This is a genomic window from Paraburkholderia sp. CHISQ3 (assembly GCF_030464945.1).
Classification (GTDB): domain Bacteria; phylum Pseudomonadota; class Gammaproteobacteria; order Burkholderiales; family Burkholderiaceae; genus Paraburkholderia; species Paraburkholderia megapolitana.
Window position 1 is genome coordinate 251,258 of sequence record NZ_JALPRG010000006.1, and the last position, 13,473, is coordinate 264,730.

General features: G+C 59.1%; 14 protein-coding genes. 10 read left to right on the forward strand and 4 right to left on the reverse strand.

Translation table 11 applies throughout. The features are described from left to right. Positions 1-89: 89 nt before the first annotated feature. The 3 genes from M0D65_RS16090 (at position 90) to M0D65_RS16100 (ending at position 2,883) form a co-directional block, all read left to right on the forward strand. Entirely contained in the window at positions 90-1,247 is a 1,158-nt protein-coding gene (locus M0D65_RS16090) for a cupin-like domain-containing protein (RefSeq protein ID WP_266253575.1), read from the forward strand. A gap of 407 nt (positions 1,248-1,654) precedes the next feature. Continuing rightward, positions 1,655-2,041 carry a DoxX family protein gene (locus M0D65_RS16095; RefSeq protein ID WP_266253576.1) on the forward strand — a complete coding sequence of 129 codons (387 nt, stop codon included), beginning with the start codon at positions 1,655-1,657 and terminating at the stop codon, positions 2,039-2,041. Then, positions 2,038-2,883 carry a pirin family protein gene (locus tag M0D65_RS16100; RefSeq protein WP_266253577.1) on the forward strand — a complete coding sequence of 282 codons (846 nt, stop codon included), beginning with the start codon at positions 2,038-2,040 and terminating at the stop codon, positions 2,881-2,883. The genes M0D65_RS16095 and M0D65_RS16100 overlap by 4 nt, the downstream gene beginning before the upstream one ends. A gap of 21 nt (positions 2,884-2,904) precedes the next feature. Here the strand turns inward: M0D65_RS16100 and M0D65_RS16105 are convergent, their stop codons facing one another. Further along, positions 2,905-3,840, reverse strand: coding sequence for a LysR family transcriptional regulator (locus tag M0D65_RS16105; protein WP_266253578.1), 936 nt, complete (start codon positions 3,838-3,840; stop codon positions 2,905-2,907). Between the two features lie 174 nt (positions 3,841-4,014). On the opposite strand from M0D65_RS16105, the gene M0D65_RS16110 reads away from it, so the two are divergent. Continuing rightward, positions 4,015-4,629, forward strand: a complete 615-nt coding sequence (locus tag M0D65_RS16110) for an FMN-dependent NADH-azoreductase (RefSeq protein WP_266253579.1) — start codon at positions 4,015-4,017, stop codon at positions 4,627-4,629. 421 nt (positions 4,630-5,050) lie between these two features. Next, complete coding sequence (locus M0D65_RS16115) at positions 5,051-5,224, forward strand: hypothetical protein (RefSeq protein ID WP_266253580.1); 174 nt, start codon at positions 5,051-5,053, stop codon at positions 5,222-5,224. A gap of 1 nt (position 5,225) precedes the next feature. Here the strand turns inward: M0D65_RS16115 and M0D65_RS16120 are convergent, their stop codons facing one another. Beyond that, entirely contained in the window at positions 5,226-5,756 is a 531-nt protein-coding gene (locus M0D65_RS16120; RefSeq protein WP_266253581.1) for a TetR family transcriptional regulator, read from the reverse strand. 169 nt (positions 5,757-5,925) lie between these two features. On the opposite strand from M0D65_RS16120, the gene M0D65_RS16125 reads away from it, so the two are divergent. Beyond that, the gene (locus M0D65_RS16125; protein WP_266253582.1) at positions 5,926-6,903 is read left to right on the forward strand and encodes an NADP-dependent oxidoreductase; all 978 of its coding nucleotides are present in this window, start codon (positions 5,926-5,928) and stop codon (positions 6,901-6,903) included. A 9-nt stretch (positions 6,904-6,912) separates the two neighbouring features. On the opposite strand, the gene M0D65_RS16130 is transcribed toward M0D65_RS16125, so the two are convergent. Together M0D65_RS16130 and M0D65_RS16135 are read right to left on the reverse strand one after the other, a co-directional pair. Then, positions 6,913-7,953: an amidohydrolase family protein gene (locus M0D65_RS16130; protein WP_245811584.1), complete on the reverse strand. Its 1,041-nt coding sequence runs from the start codon at positions 7,951-7,953 to the stop codon at positions 6,913-6,915. Between the two features lie 238 nt (positions 7,954-8,191). Further along, positions 8,192-8,989 carry an IclR family transcriptional regulator gene (locus M0D65_RS16135; RefSeq protein ID WP_266253583.1) on the reverse strand — a complete coding sequence of 266 codons (798 nt, stop codon included), beginning with the start codon at positions 8,987-8,989 and terminating at the stop codon, positions 8,192-8,194. Between the two features lie 208 nt (positions 8,990-9,197). Here M0D65_RS16135 and gtdA point away from each other — a divergent pair, with 208 nt between their 5' ends. From gtdA to M0D65_RS16155, 4 genes are read left to right on the forward strand one after another with little or no spacing between them, the layout of a single operon-like run. Then, positions 9,198-10,208: a gentisate 1,2-dioxygenase gene (gene gtdA / locus M0D65_RS16140; RefSeq protein ID WP_245811616.1), complete on the forward strand. Its 1,011-nt coding sequence runs from the start codon at positions 9,198-9,200 to the stop codon at positions 10,206-10,208. Then, positions 10,201-10,902, forward strand: coding sequence for a fumarylacetoacetate hydrolase family protein (locus M0D65_RS16145; RefSeq protein ID WP_266253584.1), 702 nt, complete (start codon positions 10,201-10,203; stop codon positions 10,900-10,902). Before gtdA ends, M0D65_RS16145 begins: the two co-directional genes overlap by 8 nt. Positions 10,903-10,933: 31 nt before the next feature. After that, entirely contained in the window at positions 10,934-11,611 is a 678-nt protein-coding gene (locus tag M0D65_RS16150; RefSeq protein ID WP_266253585.1) for a 4-carboxy-4-hydroxy-2-oxoadipate aldolase/oxaloacetate decarboxylase, read from the forward strand. A gap of 36 nt (positions 11,612-11,647) precedes the next feature. Then, positions 11,648-13,435, forward strand: a complete 1,788-nt coding sequence (locus M0D65_RS16155; protein ID WP_266253586.1) for an FAD-dependent oxidoreductase — start codon at positions 11,648-11,650, stop codon at positions 13,433-13,435. Positions 13,436-13,473 lie beyond the last annotated feature (38 nt).

Consider the following 13,473-nt stretch of genomic DNA (forward strand, 5'->3'; position numbering starts at 1 on the left):
GGCACATGCAGGCTATGGCGATCGCGAATGTCGCATTGTTGTCGATGATGACGCGACCCAACCCAACAACTACCGGTAGGAGAGACACCATGATTGCACGCGTTACCCGCAACGAATTTTCCGCTGAACTCTTCGAGCAGGGGCGACCGACCATCATTACGGATGCTTTGCACGACTGGCAGATCGCGGAGCGCTGGGCACCCGAGCATATTGCCCGGATAGCGAAAGCGCGGCCCGTTACGATGAGCACCTCACACGACGGGAGGTATCTGTTCGATGCGTCTCACGACATCAACAGGTCGCATGTGTTCGAGAAGGCAGAGGTCGAATTCGGCGATGCAGCGCGGCGCATGCTCGATGAAAACGCGGGCGATCATATCTACGTGATGCAGCAGTCGATTCCGGACGTGCTGCCCGAGCTGCTCGACAACCTGGTCGTTCCGGAATGGATCGCATCGTCCCGGCCGGCCATTAACTTGTGGTTCGGTCGACGCACGACTACCCAGCTGCACTTCGACTACTCGAACAATTTTTTTGCGCAGCTCTATGGCAGCAAGCAGTTCGTCATCTTCGATCCACACGAGAGCGAGCGTCTCCATCCGCATCACCATGACACGGCGACCGCGCATCTGTCGCACGTCGACGCGTTGCAACCCGATCTGGCCCGCTACCCGGATTTCGCCGATGCATCTCCGGTGCGCTTCACGATCAATGCGGGCGAGCTGCTGTTTCTGCCAGCATTCTGGTGGCATCAGGTGCAAGCCGCGGATGTCGCAGTATCGGTGAACTTCTGGTGGCACCCGGACTTGCGTCAGACACTGGGTGCGCCGAATGCGGTGCGGGCACTTCCCAACTTCTATGCTATGGATCGACTTGCGGGATTCAAGCCGATGTTTTTGCAGCCCGCGGGGCTGGATTTTTTGACGGGAGCGCAGCTGTTTCTGAGTCACGGCAGGATCTGGACCGCTGGCTTGCTCGCGCTGGCGGCATTCGACGAGGCAGCGCGAAATCGTGACGACCTTCGAGCAATCGACAGGCCGCAGGGATGCCGTCTGAGTGCGCTGGCCGCCGATCTGCAGCCCGTTTGTGCGGCGCTGGCGGCTGACGCAAACCTGTCGTCCGCGGACCGGGCGGCGATCGATGGTGTGCCGATGCTTGCTGCGCAGGTCGCTGAGTTTTTTAGTGACGCCAAGATAGACCGCGTGAAGGTTGAAGCGCTGGTCGCGATGATGAAGTCGTCGGCGTAGCCCGGGAGGCGATGGCTGAGTGAGAGCAAGTGACCTTAGTGATACGTAATTCGAAGGGGCCTTTAAGGAATTCAAGGTAGATGTATCGGCGCCGGCGAACCTGCATCAGTTGCCTGGGTTTTACGGCGTGCAGTTGGGGGCGCAGCTCAACGCTACTACGGTTGCGCAATCGTAGACCACGCAATTTACGCAGCCGGCTTTTCTGAGAATTTCGATGCCCAAGGACACGTTCTCTGAGTGCCTACATTGACTCCCGTCACTGTCCGGACGAAGCCGCAGACAGATTGCATCCATTCATGGACGAGAGAAATCCGGTTTAACCGGCTAGTCGCGGGTTACCGCGCTACGTAGCATGACGCTCATCGGAAAGATGAATCCGTCGTGTCAATCAACTCAAGGAAGTCCTGATGGCTCTGTCTAAAACCACCAACAATCGAATCGTGTGGGCGGTACGCCTGCTTCTCGCGCTCGCATTCGGTGCGGCCGGAGCCGCGAAGCTTGCCGGAGCGCCGCTGATGATCCAGATTTTCGAACACATCGGTTTCGGTCAATGGTTCCGGTATGTCACGGGTCTTGTCGAAGTCGCCGGTGCCGTACTGCTGCTCATTCCTCGAACCGGCTTTTTGGGCGGACTGCTGCTTGCCGTGACGATGGTGTGCGCTCTCGCGACGCATCTGTTGATTATCGGCGGCAATCCGGCTCCGGCTGCACTCCTCGCACTGCTCAGCGCCTTCGTCGCTTATAGCCTGCGCTCCCCGTACGGCGAACTTGCGCGCGCAGGAGAGAGAACATGAGTACGCTCGAAAAAGTACCGACTTCGGTTCGCTCCGTAGTTCATAGCACTCGGGGCCAGTGGCACGGTCCGGTCACCCGTTTGATGAGTCCGTCGGATCTCGGTCAGTTTCTGCGACCTTTTGTCTTTCTGGATTACTTCGACACGCAGGGGCCGGTGAAGAGCGATAGCTTCAACATGCACCCGCATTCGGGTATCGCGACCATCACCTGGGTCCAGGAGGGCAGTATCAACTACGTGGACACGTCGGGCGAGATCGGAGTGCTTCCGCAGGGAGGCATGGAATGGATGCAGGCGGGCGGCGGAGCGTGGCACGGCGGTAATATCGGCGAGACCGGACGGGTTCGCGGCTTCCAGCTGTGGGTTGCATTGCCGCCCGATCGTGAGCTGGCAGAAGCGGAAAGCATCTACCTGTCTCCGGATGCAATCGACCATCATGGTCCGGCCGCCGTGCTCCTTGGGCACTACGGCGCAGCAAGCAGCCCGATCCGTACAGCTTCTCCCATGACCTACCTGGCGGTGAAATTAAGCGCGGGGGAACGGTGGCAATTTCAACCGCCCGATGGGCAAACCGTCGCATGGGCAGCCGTCGGCAAGGGGCGTCTTTCCGCGCCCGAGTCGTTGGATTCCGGGGTGCTCGCCGTCTTCGACGAGTCGACTGAGGCCATCGACTTCCATGCCGAAGTCGACACCGAATTCGTGCTGGGTTCCGCGGTGAAGCACCCGCACGATCTGGTACTTGGTCACTACTCCGTACACACGAGTGCCGAGGCATTGCGCGAAGGCGAGGGGCGCATACAACGCATCGGCAAGCATCTGCGCGAGGCGGGGCGTCTCGCGTGAAGTGGGCGGCAGGGGGAATGCTTAGTGCTGTTCGCTACCTTGCCCGGCAACGGGAAGAGGCGGAATCATCCCTTGATCGAGCATTTTCTTTATGACGAAGTCAATGAAAGTACTCACGGCCCGGGGCAACTGTCGCCGGCTAAGGTAGACGGCATAGAAACCGACGCGCAGATCGAACTCGGGCAGTACCCTTTGCAATCGACCCGAGTCGATCTGCGCGATGGCCATCGCTGTCGGCACCAGAGCAATACCGAGTCCGGCGAGAGCGGCATTGATATGGGCCTGCGCGTTATTCGCATGGAATCTTCCGGTCACCGAAATCTCGACCTCGCCTTCGGGACCCTCGAGTTGCCAGGTTACGAAACCGGACGGACCTGTCGGCCACGTAATGCAATCGTGCTTCGACAACGCAGCAGGTGAATCGGGGATGCCGCGCGCGTCGATATAGGCTGGACTTGCTACGAGCGTGTAATGGCCCCACCCAATCTGACGTGCGACCACATGTGGCTCGATCTCCTTGCCGGCCCTGAATGCGATATCGATGCCTTCGCCAAGCAGATCTGCCCGCATGTCGCTCAAAACGAATTCAAGCTGAACCTTGGGATAGGTTGCGAGGAATTCGGCTACAAAGGCAACCGGAAACCAGTTGAGAAAATCAGCCACTGCGGCGACACGAACCTTTCCTCGGGGCACCTCGCTGCCTTCGGCAAGGTCGAGGGCCGATTGTGTCAACGCCTCGATCTGATCGACACACTGGGTAAAGAAAGTCTGGCCGGCGTCGGTCAGCGTGAGTCGACGCGTTGAGCGCTGCAATAGACGTATGCCGAGGTCGCGTTCGAGTTCCTGCACGCGCCGGCTTGCCGTGTTTGCCGGAATGCCCACGCGACGTGCTGCTTCAGCAAAGCTCCCGGCACGCACCACCTGGACGAACAACGCAATGTCGTTCAGATCCACCATGAATTACCTCCAGTCATGGACGAGTGCAATCCGTTTCTACGGTCTAGTCGATAACGGCTGTCGCACATAGGATTCATGCGTGCCAGCGCTTCTGCCACATCAATCGAATTATCCGCGTGGCTATTCGAAGCGGCTAATTTCATTCCGCACTTAACTCTTCTAGATCTATCAATCATGGCAACTATTCTTCATATCAGCAGCAGCGTTCGCAGCACAGGCTCTACGTCCCGGCAGTTGGCGGCCGAATTCCTGAGCCAACGGAAAGCTTCACATCCTGGCGACATCGTTATCGAGCGCGACCTGGCAGTCGTTCCCGTTCCGCATCTGACCGAACAGATGATGGGGGCATTCTTTACGCCACTGGAGCAGCGTTCGCTGGAGCAAGCTGAGACCGTGCAGTTGTCCGATGCACTGGTTGCCGAACTGCTTGGCGCCGACATCATTGTGTTGGGCGTGCCCATGTACAACTTCTCGATCAGTTCCACACTGAAGGCCTGGATCGACCATGTCATCCGGGTGGGCGTGACATTCAGTTATTCCGACGCAGGCCCTGCAGGCAAGGTTACAGGGAAGAAAGTGTATCTGTTTATCGCCCGCGGCGGGGTATATAGCGAAGGGCCGGCGCAGTCCATGGATTTCCAGGAAGCCTACCTCCGTGCCGCACTCGGATTTATCGGCTTGACGGACGTCACCGTCATTCGCGCCGAAGGCTTGGCCATGGGCGAGTCAGCGGTTGAGGCTGCGTTGAGTGGAAGCCGTCGGTTGATCGGGGAGTTCGCGGCGACGTGACGGTACTTTCGCTTTAGCGTCATCGATGGTTGACCAGAGGTGCGCCGCTTGATGGCGGCGCATGTTCGCTGTGTCTGGACCAGATCGAATTCGTCGCGCGTTCGCCAATCAAGCTAACGATATATAGGTTAACTGAACGTCTCGATGTGGCAATCGTCCGGCAGTTCGAGCAATTGGCATCCAGCATCCTCCCGGACATTCCCGATGTCAGTCTCCCCAGAGTCGCGGCGCATGTCACGCTACCGCTCAATGCGTGCGACTGTCGTTTCCATGTCTTAGTGCCGGTGCGAACAGCTCAGTCGGGTGGGTGAACTGCACCCAGCCAAACCTCATTGAGGTGGAAGCAGAATAGCTCGCTGCCGATAACGCCAGATATGGCGACCAGACGCGGCAATATTCAATCAGGCAACTGGTCGCGGTGATGGCGTTATGGACACTCGCCAGGAAGGACTGTCTTTACAGACTCGAAACGAGTTACCTGTTGCAAGGCATCTTCTTCCAGGCAGTGAGAGAAACGCTACCTGAGGTCGCGAAAGAACTGGAAGCGTGGTTCGCTGAAGGTATTGAATGGGTGCCGACGATCGATGCGGAGTAAGTCAAGATAACCCCCGCAACGCTCGCAGCGCCTTCTCAAGATGTTCGACGAGCGGCGATGACGGCTCCAGAACCCACGCCTGCAAGCCATGCCCGGTGACAGCCATCCCCGTCGCCGCGGCGAGGCGTGCAATTCCAGGCTCGATCCCGCGAAGTTGAAGCGCCTCGGCGATCGTCTGTGTGATCGCGGCCGATTTGGCGAGTTGACGCTCCTGCAGTGCGGGCGTCTGCGCGATCACCGCTTGCCCCAGCTCGGCGAACGGCAGGTTCTCCTCGAACATCGGCGCAAGCGACTGAAACGCCCACACCACGACCTCGAGTGGACCCAAGGTGGGCGGCGCCTCGGCAATCGCGGTGCTCAGGCCGGCATGCAACGCGGCCTCGTTGAACAGCACTTCGCGCTTGTCCGGGAAATAGCGGAAGAAGGTGCGCTCCGTAACGCCGGCGCGCGCGGCGATTTCTGCGGCAGTAGTCCCGTCATAGCCCTTCTCGTGAAACAGCTCGAGAGCAGCCTCCTGCATGCGGCGACGCACGTCTCCTCGATCTTTTGGCACGGCTCGCGAACGCTCCTGTTGACAGTCACTGACATAAACCGTATGTTTACTGACAGTCACTGACATAAAATATGGTGTCGACCGACTGTAGCGGATCTAAGGCATTTAAGCAACGCGCCTTCGGATCTCGTAGACGCCCGGAGAATATATGACCGCTGAGAAGATGAGAACGATCCGCTTTCACGACTATGGCGAGCCTGCTGACGTACTTCGGCTCGAGGAGGCGCAGATACCCGTGCCCAATGCAGGGTGCGTGGCGGTGCGCGTGCATGCCTGTGGACTGAACCCGGCCGACTGGGCGCTCTGCCGGGGGCTGTCCGCCCAGGCGCTGCCACGTGGCATCGGACTCGATGTATCGGGAGTCGTCACGGCTGTAGGGGACGGCGTTTCCGACGTCGCCGTAGGCGACGCCGTGTTTGGTCCGGCCGACTTCAAGAACTACCCGAGCGCAGGCGCGGCCGATTACGCCGTCCTCTACCACTGGGATCGACTTCCCGACGGGCTGTCGCACGTCGATGCAGCGGCGCTGCCGATGGTCGTCGAAACGGCGGCCCGCTACCTTGCCTGGTCGGGTCTCAAGAAAGGGCAGACTGTTCTCATCAATGGAGGCGGCACGATGGTGGGTTTTGCCGCGGTCCAGATGGCTGTTATGCATGGCGCGCGAGTTATCGCGACGGCCGGCGAGACCTTCGCGGATCGTCTGCGTGACATGGGCGCGCTGGTCGCGGCGCACGGTGACGGAATGGTAGAGCGAGTCCGCGCGCTTGTCGGTGAAGCACCCGATGTTCTCATCGATGTGGCGCCGGTCAACCTGAAAGCGGGTTCTGCGGGCGCGCTGCCCGACCTGGTGGAGATCGCTGGCGGAGACACCACGCGCGTCATCACGATCGCCGACTTCGACGGTGCGGCGAAAACCGGTGTGCGGACCGGTGCGGAGAACGTCAAAGCGGAAGGCGGCTTCAAGCTTCGCTGGGATGCGCTCGGCGAACACGGGCAACTGGCGGCCAAGGGACGTTTCTTTATACCGGTCGCGCGGACCTTCGCCCTCGAAGACTGGCGCGAGGCGCTCGATATCAGTCTGGCCGGTCGTGCTCGCGGCAAGCTCGTTCTGGTGCCGGGCAACTGAGCTGCTTGACTAGCTTGTGATGAACGCTTTGATCTTTAGAAGCTTCTCGGCATTTTCTACGTAGATCTTGCGCTTGACGTCGTCCGGCAGATTCAAGCCTTCAATCGAGTGAATGCCTTCGCGAATGAACATGGGACCCCCTTCGGGATCGAAGGGGCAATCGCTGGCGAACACGACATTGTCGGGCCCGAAGAAGTCTAAACCGCAGCGCAGTGCAGACGCCGAGCCGCCTAGAACCGTGTCGCCGTAAAACATCCGGAAATATTCCATGAACGGACGCTTCAAGCCTTTCAAGACCTGGCTATAGTCCTCGCCCGCGGTTCGTGAGCCGAGCTGGGCCCATAGCGTTTCCGCTCTTCCGGCGAAGAACGGCAGCATACCGCCGCAGTGATGCGTGATGACCTTCAATTCCGGCAGGCGATCGAACAAACCCGAGAAAACCATTCGCGCCATCGCGGCGGTAGTCTCGAATGGCCAACCCATCACCTGCCAGATCTCGTAACGGGACTTCGACTCCGAGGGGTAGTCGGTAAAACTCTCTGGCCGGATGGGATGCATCCAGACAGGCACGCCATGTACTTTGCTCGCGTGCTCGAACACAGGGTAGAACTCCGGGTCATCGAGGGGGCGCCCATTCACACTGGTCTTGATCTCGATGCCACGCGCACCGAGACGGCCAATTGCCCGATCCATTTCGCGTAAGGCCTCCGGAACGTTATTCATAGGCACCGCCGCGACGAATGCGGGGAACTTGCGAGGATAACGGCGAACGATGTCGGCCATGCCATCGTTCGCAATCCGCGCGAATCCAGGCGATTGCGATGGGCCACCGAGCACCTCCGGCGGAGGGCTTGCCAGCGTCAGCACCTGCTGAACTTCGGGCCACTGATCCAGCATTCCGGCTCGCGCGTCGATGTCCCAAAGCATGCGCAGATTGGTCAACCGCTTGACGAGTCCGCCGTCCTTGTAACACTGCTTTATCGCCGCCAGGTATCCAGCGGGTATCACGTGATTGAAGATGTCGATCTTGGGGATCACGGTAGAGGTCACAGTAGACGTCCTGGTGTGGTTGGCTGAGCGATGGCTGACAAAGCACAGGGGCAGGAGATGCCGGCCACTGGTTGTTGTTGCATTGGAGGTGAGGCAACAACGATGTGCACATATTAGAACAAGTTCTAGTATGTGCACAATATTTAGTTGGATGGAGATGTTGCTCGTCGCGGTGCACACGACGCAATGTATTGCTCTTCCTTGCGACGCTACGAGATCGCTTGCCGCCTGCAGCGGCTTACTCGTCTGTGCCGGCCGGAAGTGCGTCGGAGTCGGAGAAGAGGCGCTGCATATCGGCAGCGCATCGTCGCAAAGCGTGCTCGGCGCGTTGCCGCAACGCTTCGTCGAAGCGGGTGGCGGGTATGGCGAAGTTCACGGCGCCGACCGGCCACTGGTCCGGCCCGACCACGGCAACGCCTACGCCCACTATGCCGGGTGTCCATTCCTCAAGCGAATAGGCAACCCCGGTTTGTCTGATCTCGGCTAGCTGTTTTTCAAGGTCTGCGCGTCTGACGATGGTCGATTCTGTCCATGCCTGAAATCGCACCCGACGAAAGTATTCCTTCTGAAACTCGTCCGGCATCAACGCGAGCATCGCTTTGCCACCCGACGTAACGTAGAGCGGCGCGACGTCTCCCACTTTCATGTGCGTGACAAGCCGATGGGGGCCCAGGACCGTCGCAACGACCTCAAGTTGATCGCCCTGAAACTGGTTGAAAGCACTGCTTTCCGCAACTTCGCGGGTCGCATGCTGAAGGAAAATCTCCGCCTCTTTCGCGAGATCAATTGCTATTCGTCCGGCTCTCACGAGCTGCAGCAACTGCGGTCCAAGCTGATATGAGCGCCCGTCCGCGCCGGCTATCACGTAGCCCCTCGACACCATGTTGCGTAGTAGCGGGCTGAGACTGCTTTTCGGAATGCCGAGCCGGTCAGCGATATCGCTATGAGATATACCCCGGCTCGACCGCGACAGAAGCTCGAAGAGGTCGAGGACTCGATCGGCGGACTTTACCTGCGCGTTTTTCTCAGTTGCCATTTACGTTCGTCCAAGGGAATCGCCTGCATCTTATCTCCCTCGGTACATCCCGTCGATGCCAGGCGACGATCGCTTGACTCACTCAGTCGATGTGTATATAAATGAGAACATGTTCTCATACAGGAACCAAATTGATATGATGGTCACGACCAGCGAAACCACCGATGGCCTCGTTCCGACAGTGAGTCGAGAGGCTGAAGTGGGGCGGATGGCTTTCTATGAGAAAGCCCGGACGCAAAATCTGGCGCCGCTCTGGCGCGTGCTTCACGGCCTCGTTACTGACGAGCCCAGGTCGGGGGCGATTCCAGCTCATTGGGACTATGCCGCCGTACGACCCTATCTTGCGGAGGCTTGTGACCTTATCTCAACCGACGAGGCGGAGCGCCGCGTGCTGGTTCTTGAGAATCCAGGCTTACCCGGTCAGTCCCGCATCACACCGAGCCTCTTCGCAGGACTCCAGATCATCCTGCCCGGCGAGGTGGCGCCGGCCCACCGGCATGTCGCCTCGGCGTTGCGTTTCATCGTTGAAGGAAGCGGAGCCTATACGGCCGTAGCGGGCGAGAAAACAGTCATGGAGGTGGGCGACTTCGTTATCACGCCATCCTGGACATGGCACGATCACGGCAATCATTCGGATAAGCCGATGGTATGGCTCGACGGCCTGGACATGCATGTCGTCAACATCCTGAGCGCAAGCTTCCGGGAGAACTACGCGGGCAGGGAGCACCCGGTGACGCGCGAACCGGGGGCATCGTTCGCCGAGGCCGGTTGCAACTTGCTGCCAGTCGATTACAAGGTGGCCTCACAGACGTCGCCGCTTTTCAGCTATCCCTATCGCGTTAGCAGGGAAGCACTCGATCGGCTGAGCCGTGCGCGGGACCTCGACAGTTGTCATGCGTTCAAGATGGTCTATATCAATCCCGTCACCGGCGGCCCGGCAATGCCGACGCTCACGACTGCAATCCAGCTGGTACCCAAAGGATTCTCGACCGAACCCTACAGGAGCACCGCGGGTACCGTGTTCTCAGTCGTTGAAGGCAAGGGCGACGCAACGGTTGGCAATGTGCGTTTCCGGTTTGGGCCTAAAGACCACTTCGTCGTCCCAAGCTGGGTCCCTTTCACATTGCTGGCCGATGAGGACGCAGTGCTGTTCAGTTACTCGGACCGTGTCATTCAGGAAAAGCTCGACATCTTTAGGGAAGTGCGTGGAAATGGTTAAGACAGAAGACTATGTGTTCGCTCCTCCTCATGTGAGTAGCGTGGCGATCAAGGGCAGTGACAAGCGTTTTCCGGTTCACAGAATATATTGCGTCGGCCGAAACTATGCGGAGCACGTGCGCGAAATGGGCGGTGACGAACGGCAGAAGCCGTTCTTCTTTCAGAAGCCTGCCGATTCGATCGTAGAAGACGGCGCCGCGATCCGCTACCCGTCGGGTACGGTCGATTTCCAGCACGAGATCGAACTGGTTCTCGCAATCGGGCGTGGGGGTGCCGACATCGAGGTCGAGCAGGCTGCTGGGCACATATTCGGGCTGACGGTCGGCATTGATCTGACCCGGCGCGACTTGCAGATTGAAGCACGGCAAGCGGGGCGGCCATGGGAGATCGGCAAATCCTTCGACCATTCCGCGCCGATCGCCGCCATCGTTCCGTTGAACGGTGAACCACTGCCGGGCAGTGGCGTCATATCGCTGCACGTCAACGGGCAGCTTCGCCAGCGGGGCGATCTTGCCGAGATGATCTGGAATTCGGCTGAGATCGTGAGCCAGCTCTCAAGGCAATACGCGCTTAAAGCCGGCGATCTGATCTTTACTGGGACGCCCGCAGGCGTGGGGCCGATGGTTGCCGGCGATGAGGTTGCCGGCGAACTGGAAGGCATCGGCTCCATCCGTGTTGCCATCGTTGCGGCATAGGTCGTTTTGCGCTCGCAAGGATGAAAGCAACATGACGATTCACCGGGTAATCCGACATATTGAGCGTGCCGGGCCAGACGTGATCGACGGCCTGGCCACGGCGGGCGTCGCGACCGTTCACGAGGCCCAGGGACGTACCGGCTTGTTATCAAGCCACATCAGACCGATCTATCCGGGCGCGCGCATTGCCGGATCCGCCATCACCATTTCGGCGCCACCGGGGGACAACTGGATGATTCATGTGGCGATCGAAGTTCTCCAGCCCACCGACGTACTCGTGCTCGCGCCAACCAGTCCCAGCGATGACGGCTACTTTGGCGATCTGCTGGCAACATCGGCACTCGCGCGTGGGTGCCGGGGGCTAGTGATCGATGCGGGCGTGCGCGACGTTCGTGATCTTGCGGCTATGGGATTTCCAGTCTGGTCTAAAACGATCTCGGCGCAGGGTACGGTGAAAGCCACCTTGGGCTCGGTCAACGTTCCAGTCGTCTGCGCCGGCGTATCGATCGATGCTGGAGATGTCATCGTTGCGGACGACGATGGCATATGTGTTGTGAAGCGCGCGATGGCGACTTCGGTTCTCGCGGCCGCTCGCGTGAGAGAGAAGAACGAAGAGGCGAAGCGCGCGCGGCTTGCTGCCGGCGAGCTTGGACTCGATATTTACCAGATGCGTCAGGTACTTGCCGACAAAGGTCTTCAATACGAGTGACCGGCAATCGAATTCCGGAATGAGTTCAAAGGAACAATGATGATCACCGAAGTCGTTTCCGTATGCGAGCAGTACGATGTTTTCGATGAGTGGTGCGCGTCCTTCAATGCAGCGATTGCGGAGAAAGACTATGACAGCGTTGCGTCGCTCTTTGTCGAAGAGGGATATTGGCGCGACATGCTGACCTTCGATGAGCGGATCCAGACAGCGCAGGGTCACGCAGCGATACGGGACATGCTCGCAGGGCATGGCGGCGATGAAATTACGCTAAAGATTGCGGCTGAAGGGGACGTGCAGGTGGAGACGATTCCGGGTGTGGGCGGAGTCTCCGGCAGGTTCATTCGATATGAAACCGATACGATCACTGGACGCGGATATCTCCGCTTGATGTCGGGTCAGCGGCGCGCCCTTACGTTGTTGACAAGCGTGCAGGAGATCAAGGGCTTTCCAGAACAATCGCTTGTGAACCGGGATTGCGATACGCATCGCTCAGGCCCAGGGGCTACGGCCAACTGGCTCGACAGACGGAGATACGAGCAGGCTTATGCAGACCGCAATCCGCAGGTTCTGGTGATCGGTGCCGGTCATTCGGGATTGACGGTTGCTGCCCGGCTTCGTCACCTGAATGTAGACACGCTGGTCATCGACCGTTCAGAACGGGTCGGCGACAACTGGCGCTCACGCTACCATTCACTCACGCTTCACAATGAGATCTCCTGCAATCATCTCCCCTATCTTCCGTTTCCCGCTAGCTGGCCGCTCTTCCTTCCCAAAGACAAGCTTGCCGGGTGGCTCGAGTTTTATGCCGAGGCGATGGAGTTGAATGTCTGGAACCGCACGACGTTTCTCGACGGCAGCTATGACGAATCATCCGGTCATTGGGATGTTCGTCTGAAGATGCCCGATGGGAGCATCCGAAGCATGCGTCCGTTGCATGTCGTCATGGCGATCGGCGTGAGTGGCATCCCCAGTATTCCGGAGTTCGCGGGACAAGACCGCTTTCAGGGCGAGCTCATTCACTCGAGCCGCTTCAATAGCGCGGTCGACGTGTCGGGGAAATCGGTCGTCGTGGTGGGCGCCGGTACCAGCGCTCACGATATCGCTCAGGACGTGTATCTGCGCGGCGGAAAGCCAACACTGGTGCAGCGTTCGTCTGTCACTGTGGTCAGTGTCGAGCAGGCCGCGCTAGCTTATGCCGCGTTTCGCCGGGACGAAGGCATCCGCCCCATTGAAGACACCGACCTCATGGTCGCCGCCATTCCATTCGATCTTTTACGCAGAGCGCACGGCCCCTTAAGCAAGGTGATGGCGAACGGCGACGAGGAACTGCTTCGAAGACTGGCGGAGGTTGGCTTTTTGCTCGACAACGGCGAAGACGACACCGGTTTTTTCATGAAACTGGTGCGTTACCTCGGTGGGTACTATCTGGACGTAGGGGCTTCCGGACTCATTGTGGAAGGCAAGATCAAGCTGAAAGCGGGAGTCGGCGTGAAGCAGCTTGGCCAGCGGGAGGTAGAGCTTTCCGACGGTACAGTCATCGATGCCGATCTGATTGTGCTCGGTACCGGTTATCGTCCGCTCCAGGATGCGGTTGCTGCCATGTTCGGTCCGGAGGTTGCGCAGCGGGTTGGTCCGATCTGGGGGTTAGGGCCGGACAACGAAATGCAGGGCATGTGGACACGCACCGGGCAGCCGGGCTTCTTTGTGTCCGGCGGCACATTTACGATGTCACGCTTCTACTCGAAATTGACCGCGTTGCTGATCAAGTCGGACATCGAAAAGATCGGCAAGCGGCATCGTGCTAAAGAACTCAGTGACGTATAGGTTCGTGAATCATGGGTGACGCTATGCGCCCGAACTTT

Bases quoted from the DNA above. Each gene is read 5' to 3' on its own strand.
- M0D65_RS16100 (WP_266253577.1), top strand. From the start codon at position 2,038: ATGAGTACGCTCGAAAAAGTACCGACTTCGGTTCGCTCCGTAGTTCAT.
- M0D65_RS16135 (WP_266253583.1), bottom strand. From the start codon at position 8,989: ATGGCAACTGAGAAAAACGCGCAGGTAAAGTCCGCCGATCGAGTCCTC.
- M0D65_RS16150 (WP_266253585.1), top strand. From the start codon at position 10,934: ATGACGATTCACCGGGTAATCCGACATATTGAGCGTGCCGGGCCAGAC.
- M0D65_RS16090 (WP_266253575.1), top strand. From the start codon at position 90: ATGATTGCACGCGTTACCCGCAACGAATTTTCCGCTGAACTCTTCGAG.
- M0D65_RS16095 (WP_266253576.1), top strand. From the start codon at position 1,655: ATGGCTCTGTCTAAAACCACCAACAATCGAATCGTGTGGGCGGTACGC.
- M0D65_RS16125 (WP_266253582.1), top strand. From the start codon at position 5,926: ATGACCGCTGAGAAGATGAGAACGATCCGCTTTCACGACTATGGCGAG.
- M0D65_RS16155 (WP_266253586.1), top strand. From the start codon at position 11,648: ATGATGATCACCGAAGTCGTTTCCGTATGCGAGCAGTACGATGTTTTC.
- M0D65_RS16115 (WP_266253580.1), top strand. From the start codon at position 5,051: ATGGCGTTATGGACACTCGCCAGGAAGGACTGTCTTTACAGACTCGAA.
- M0D65_RS16145 (WP_266253584.1), top strand. From the start codon at position 10,201: ATGGTTAAGACAGAAGACTATGTGTTCGCTCCTCCTCATGTGAGTAGC.
- M0D65_RS16105 (WP_266253578.1), bottom strand. From the start codon at position 3,840: ATGGTGGATCTGAACGACATTGCGTTGTTCGTCCAGGTGGTGCGTGCC.
- gtdA (WP_245811616.1), top strand. From the start codon at position 9,198: ATGGCTTTCTATGAGAAAGCCCGGACGCAAAATCTGGCGCCGCTCTGG.
- M0D65_RS16110 (WP_266253579.1), top strand. From the start codon at position 4,015: ATGGCAACTATTCTTCATATCAGCAGCAGCGTTCGCAGCACAGGCTCT.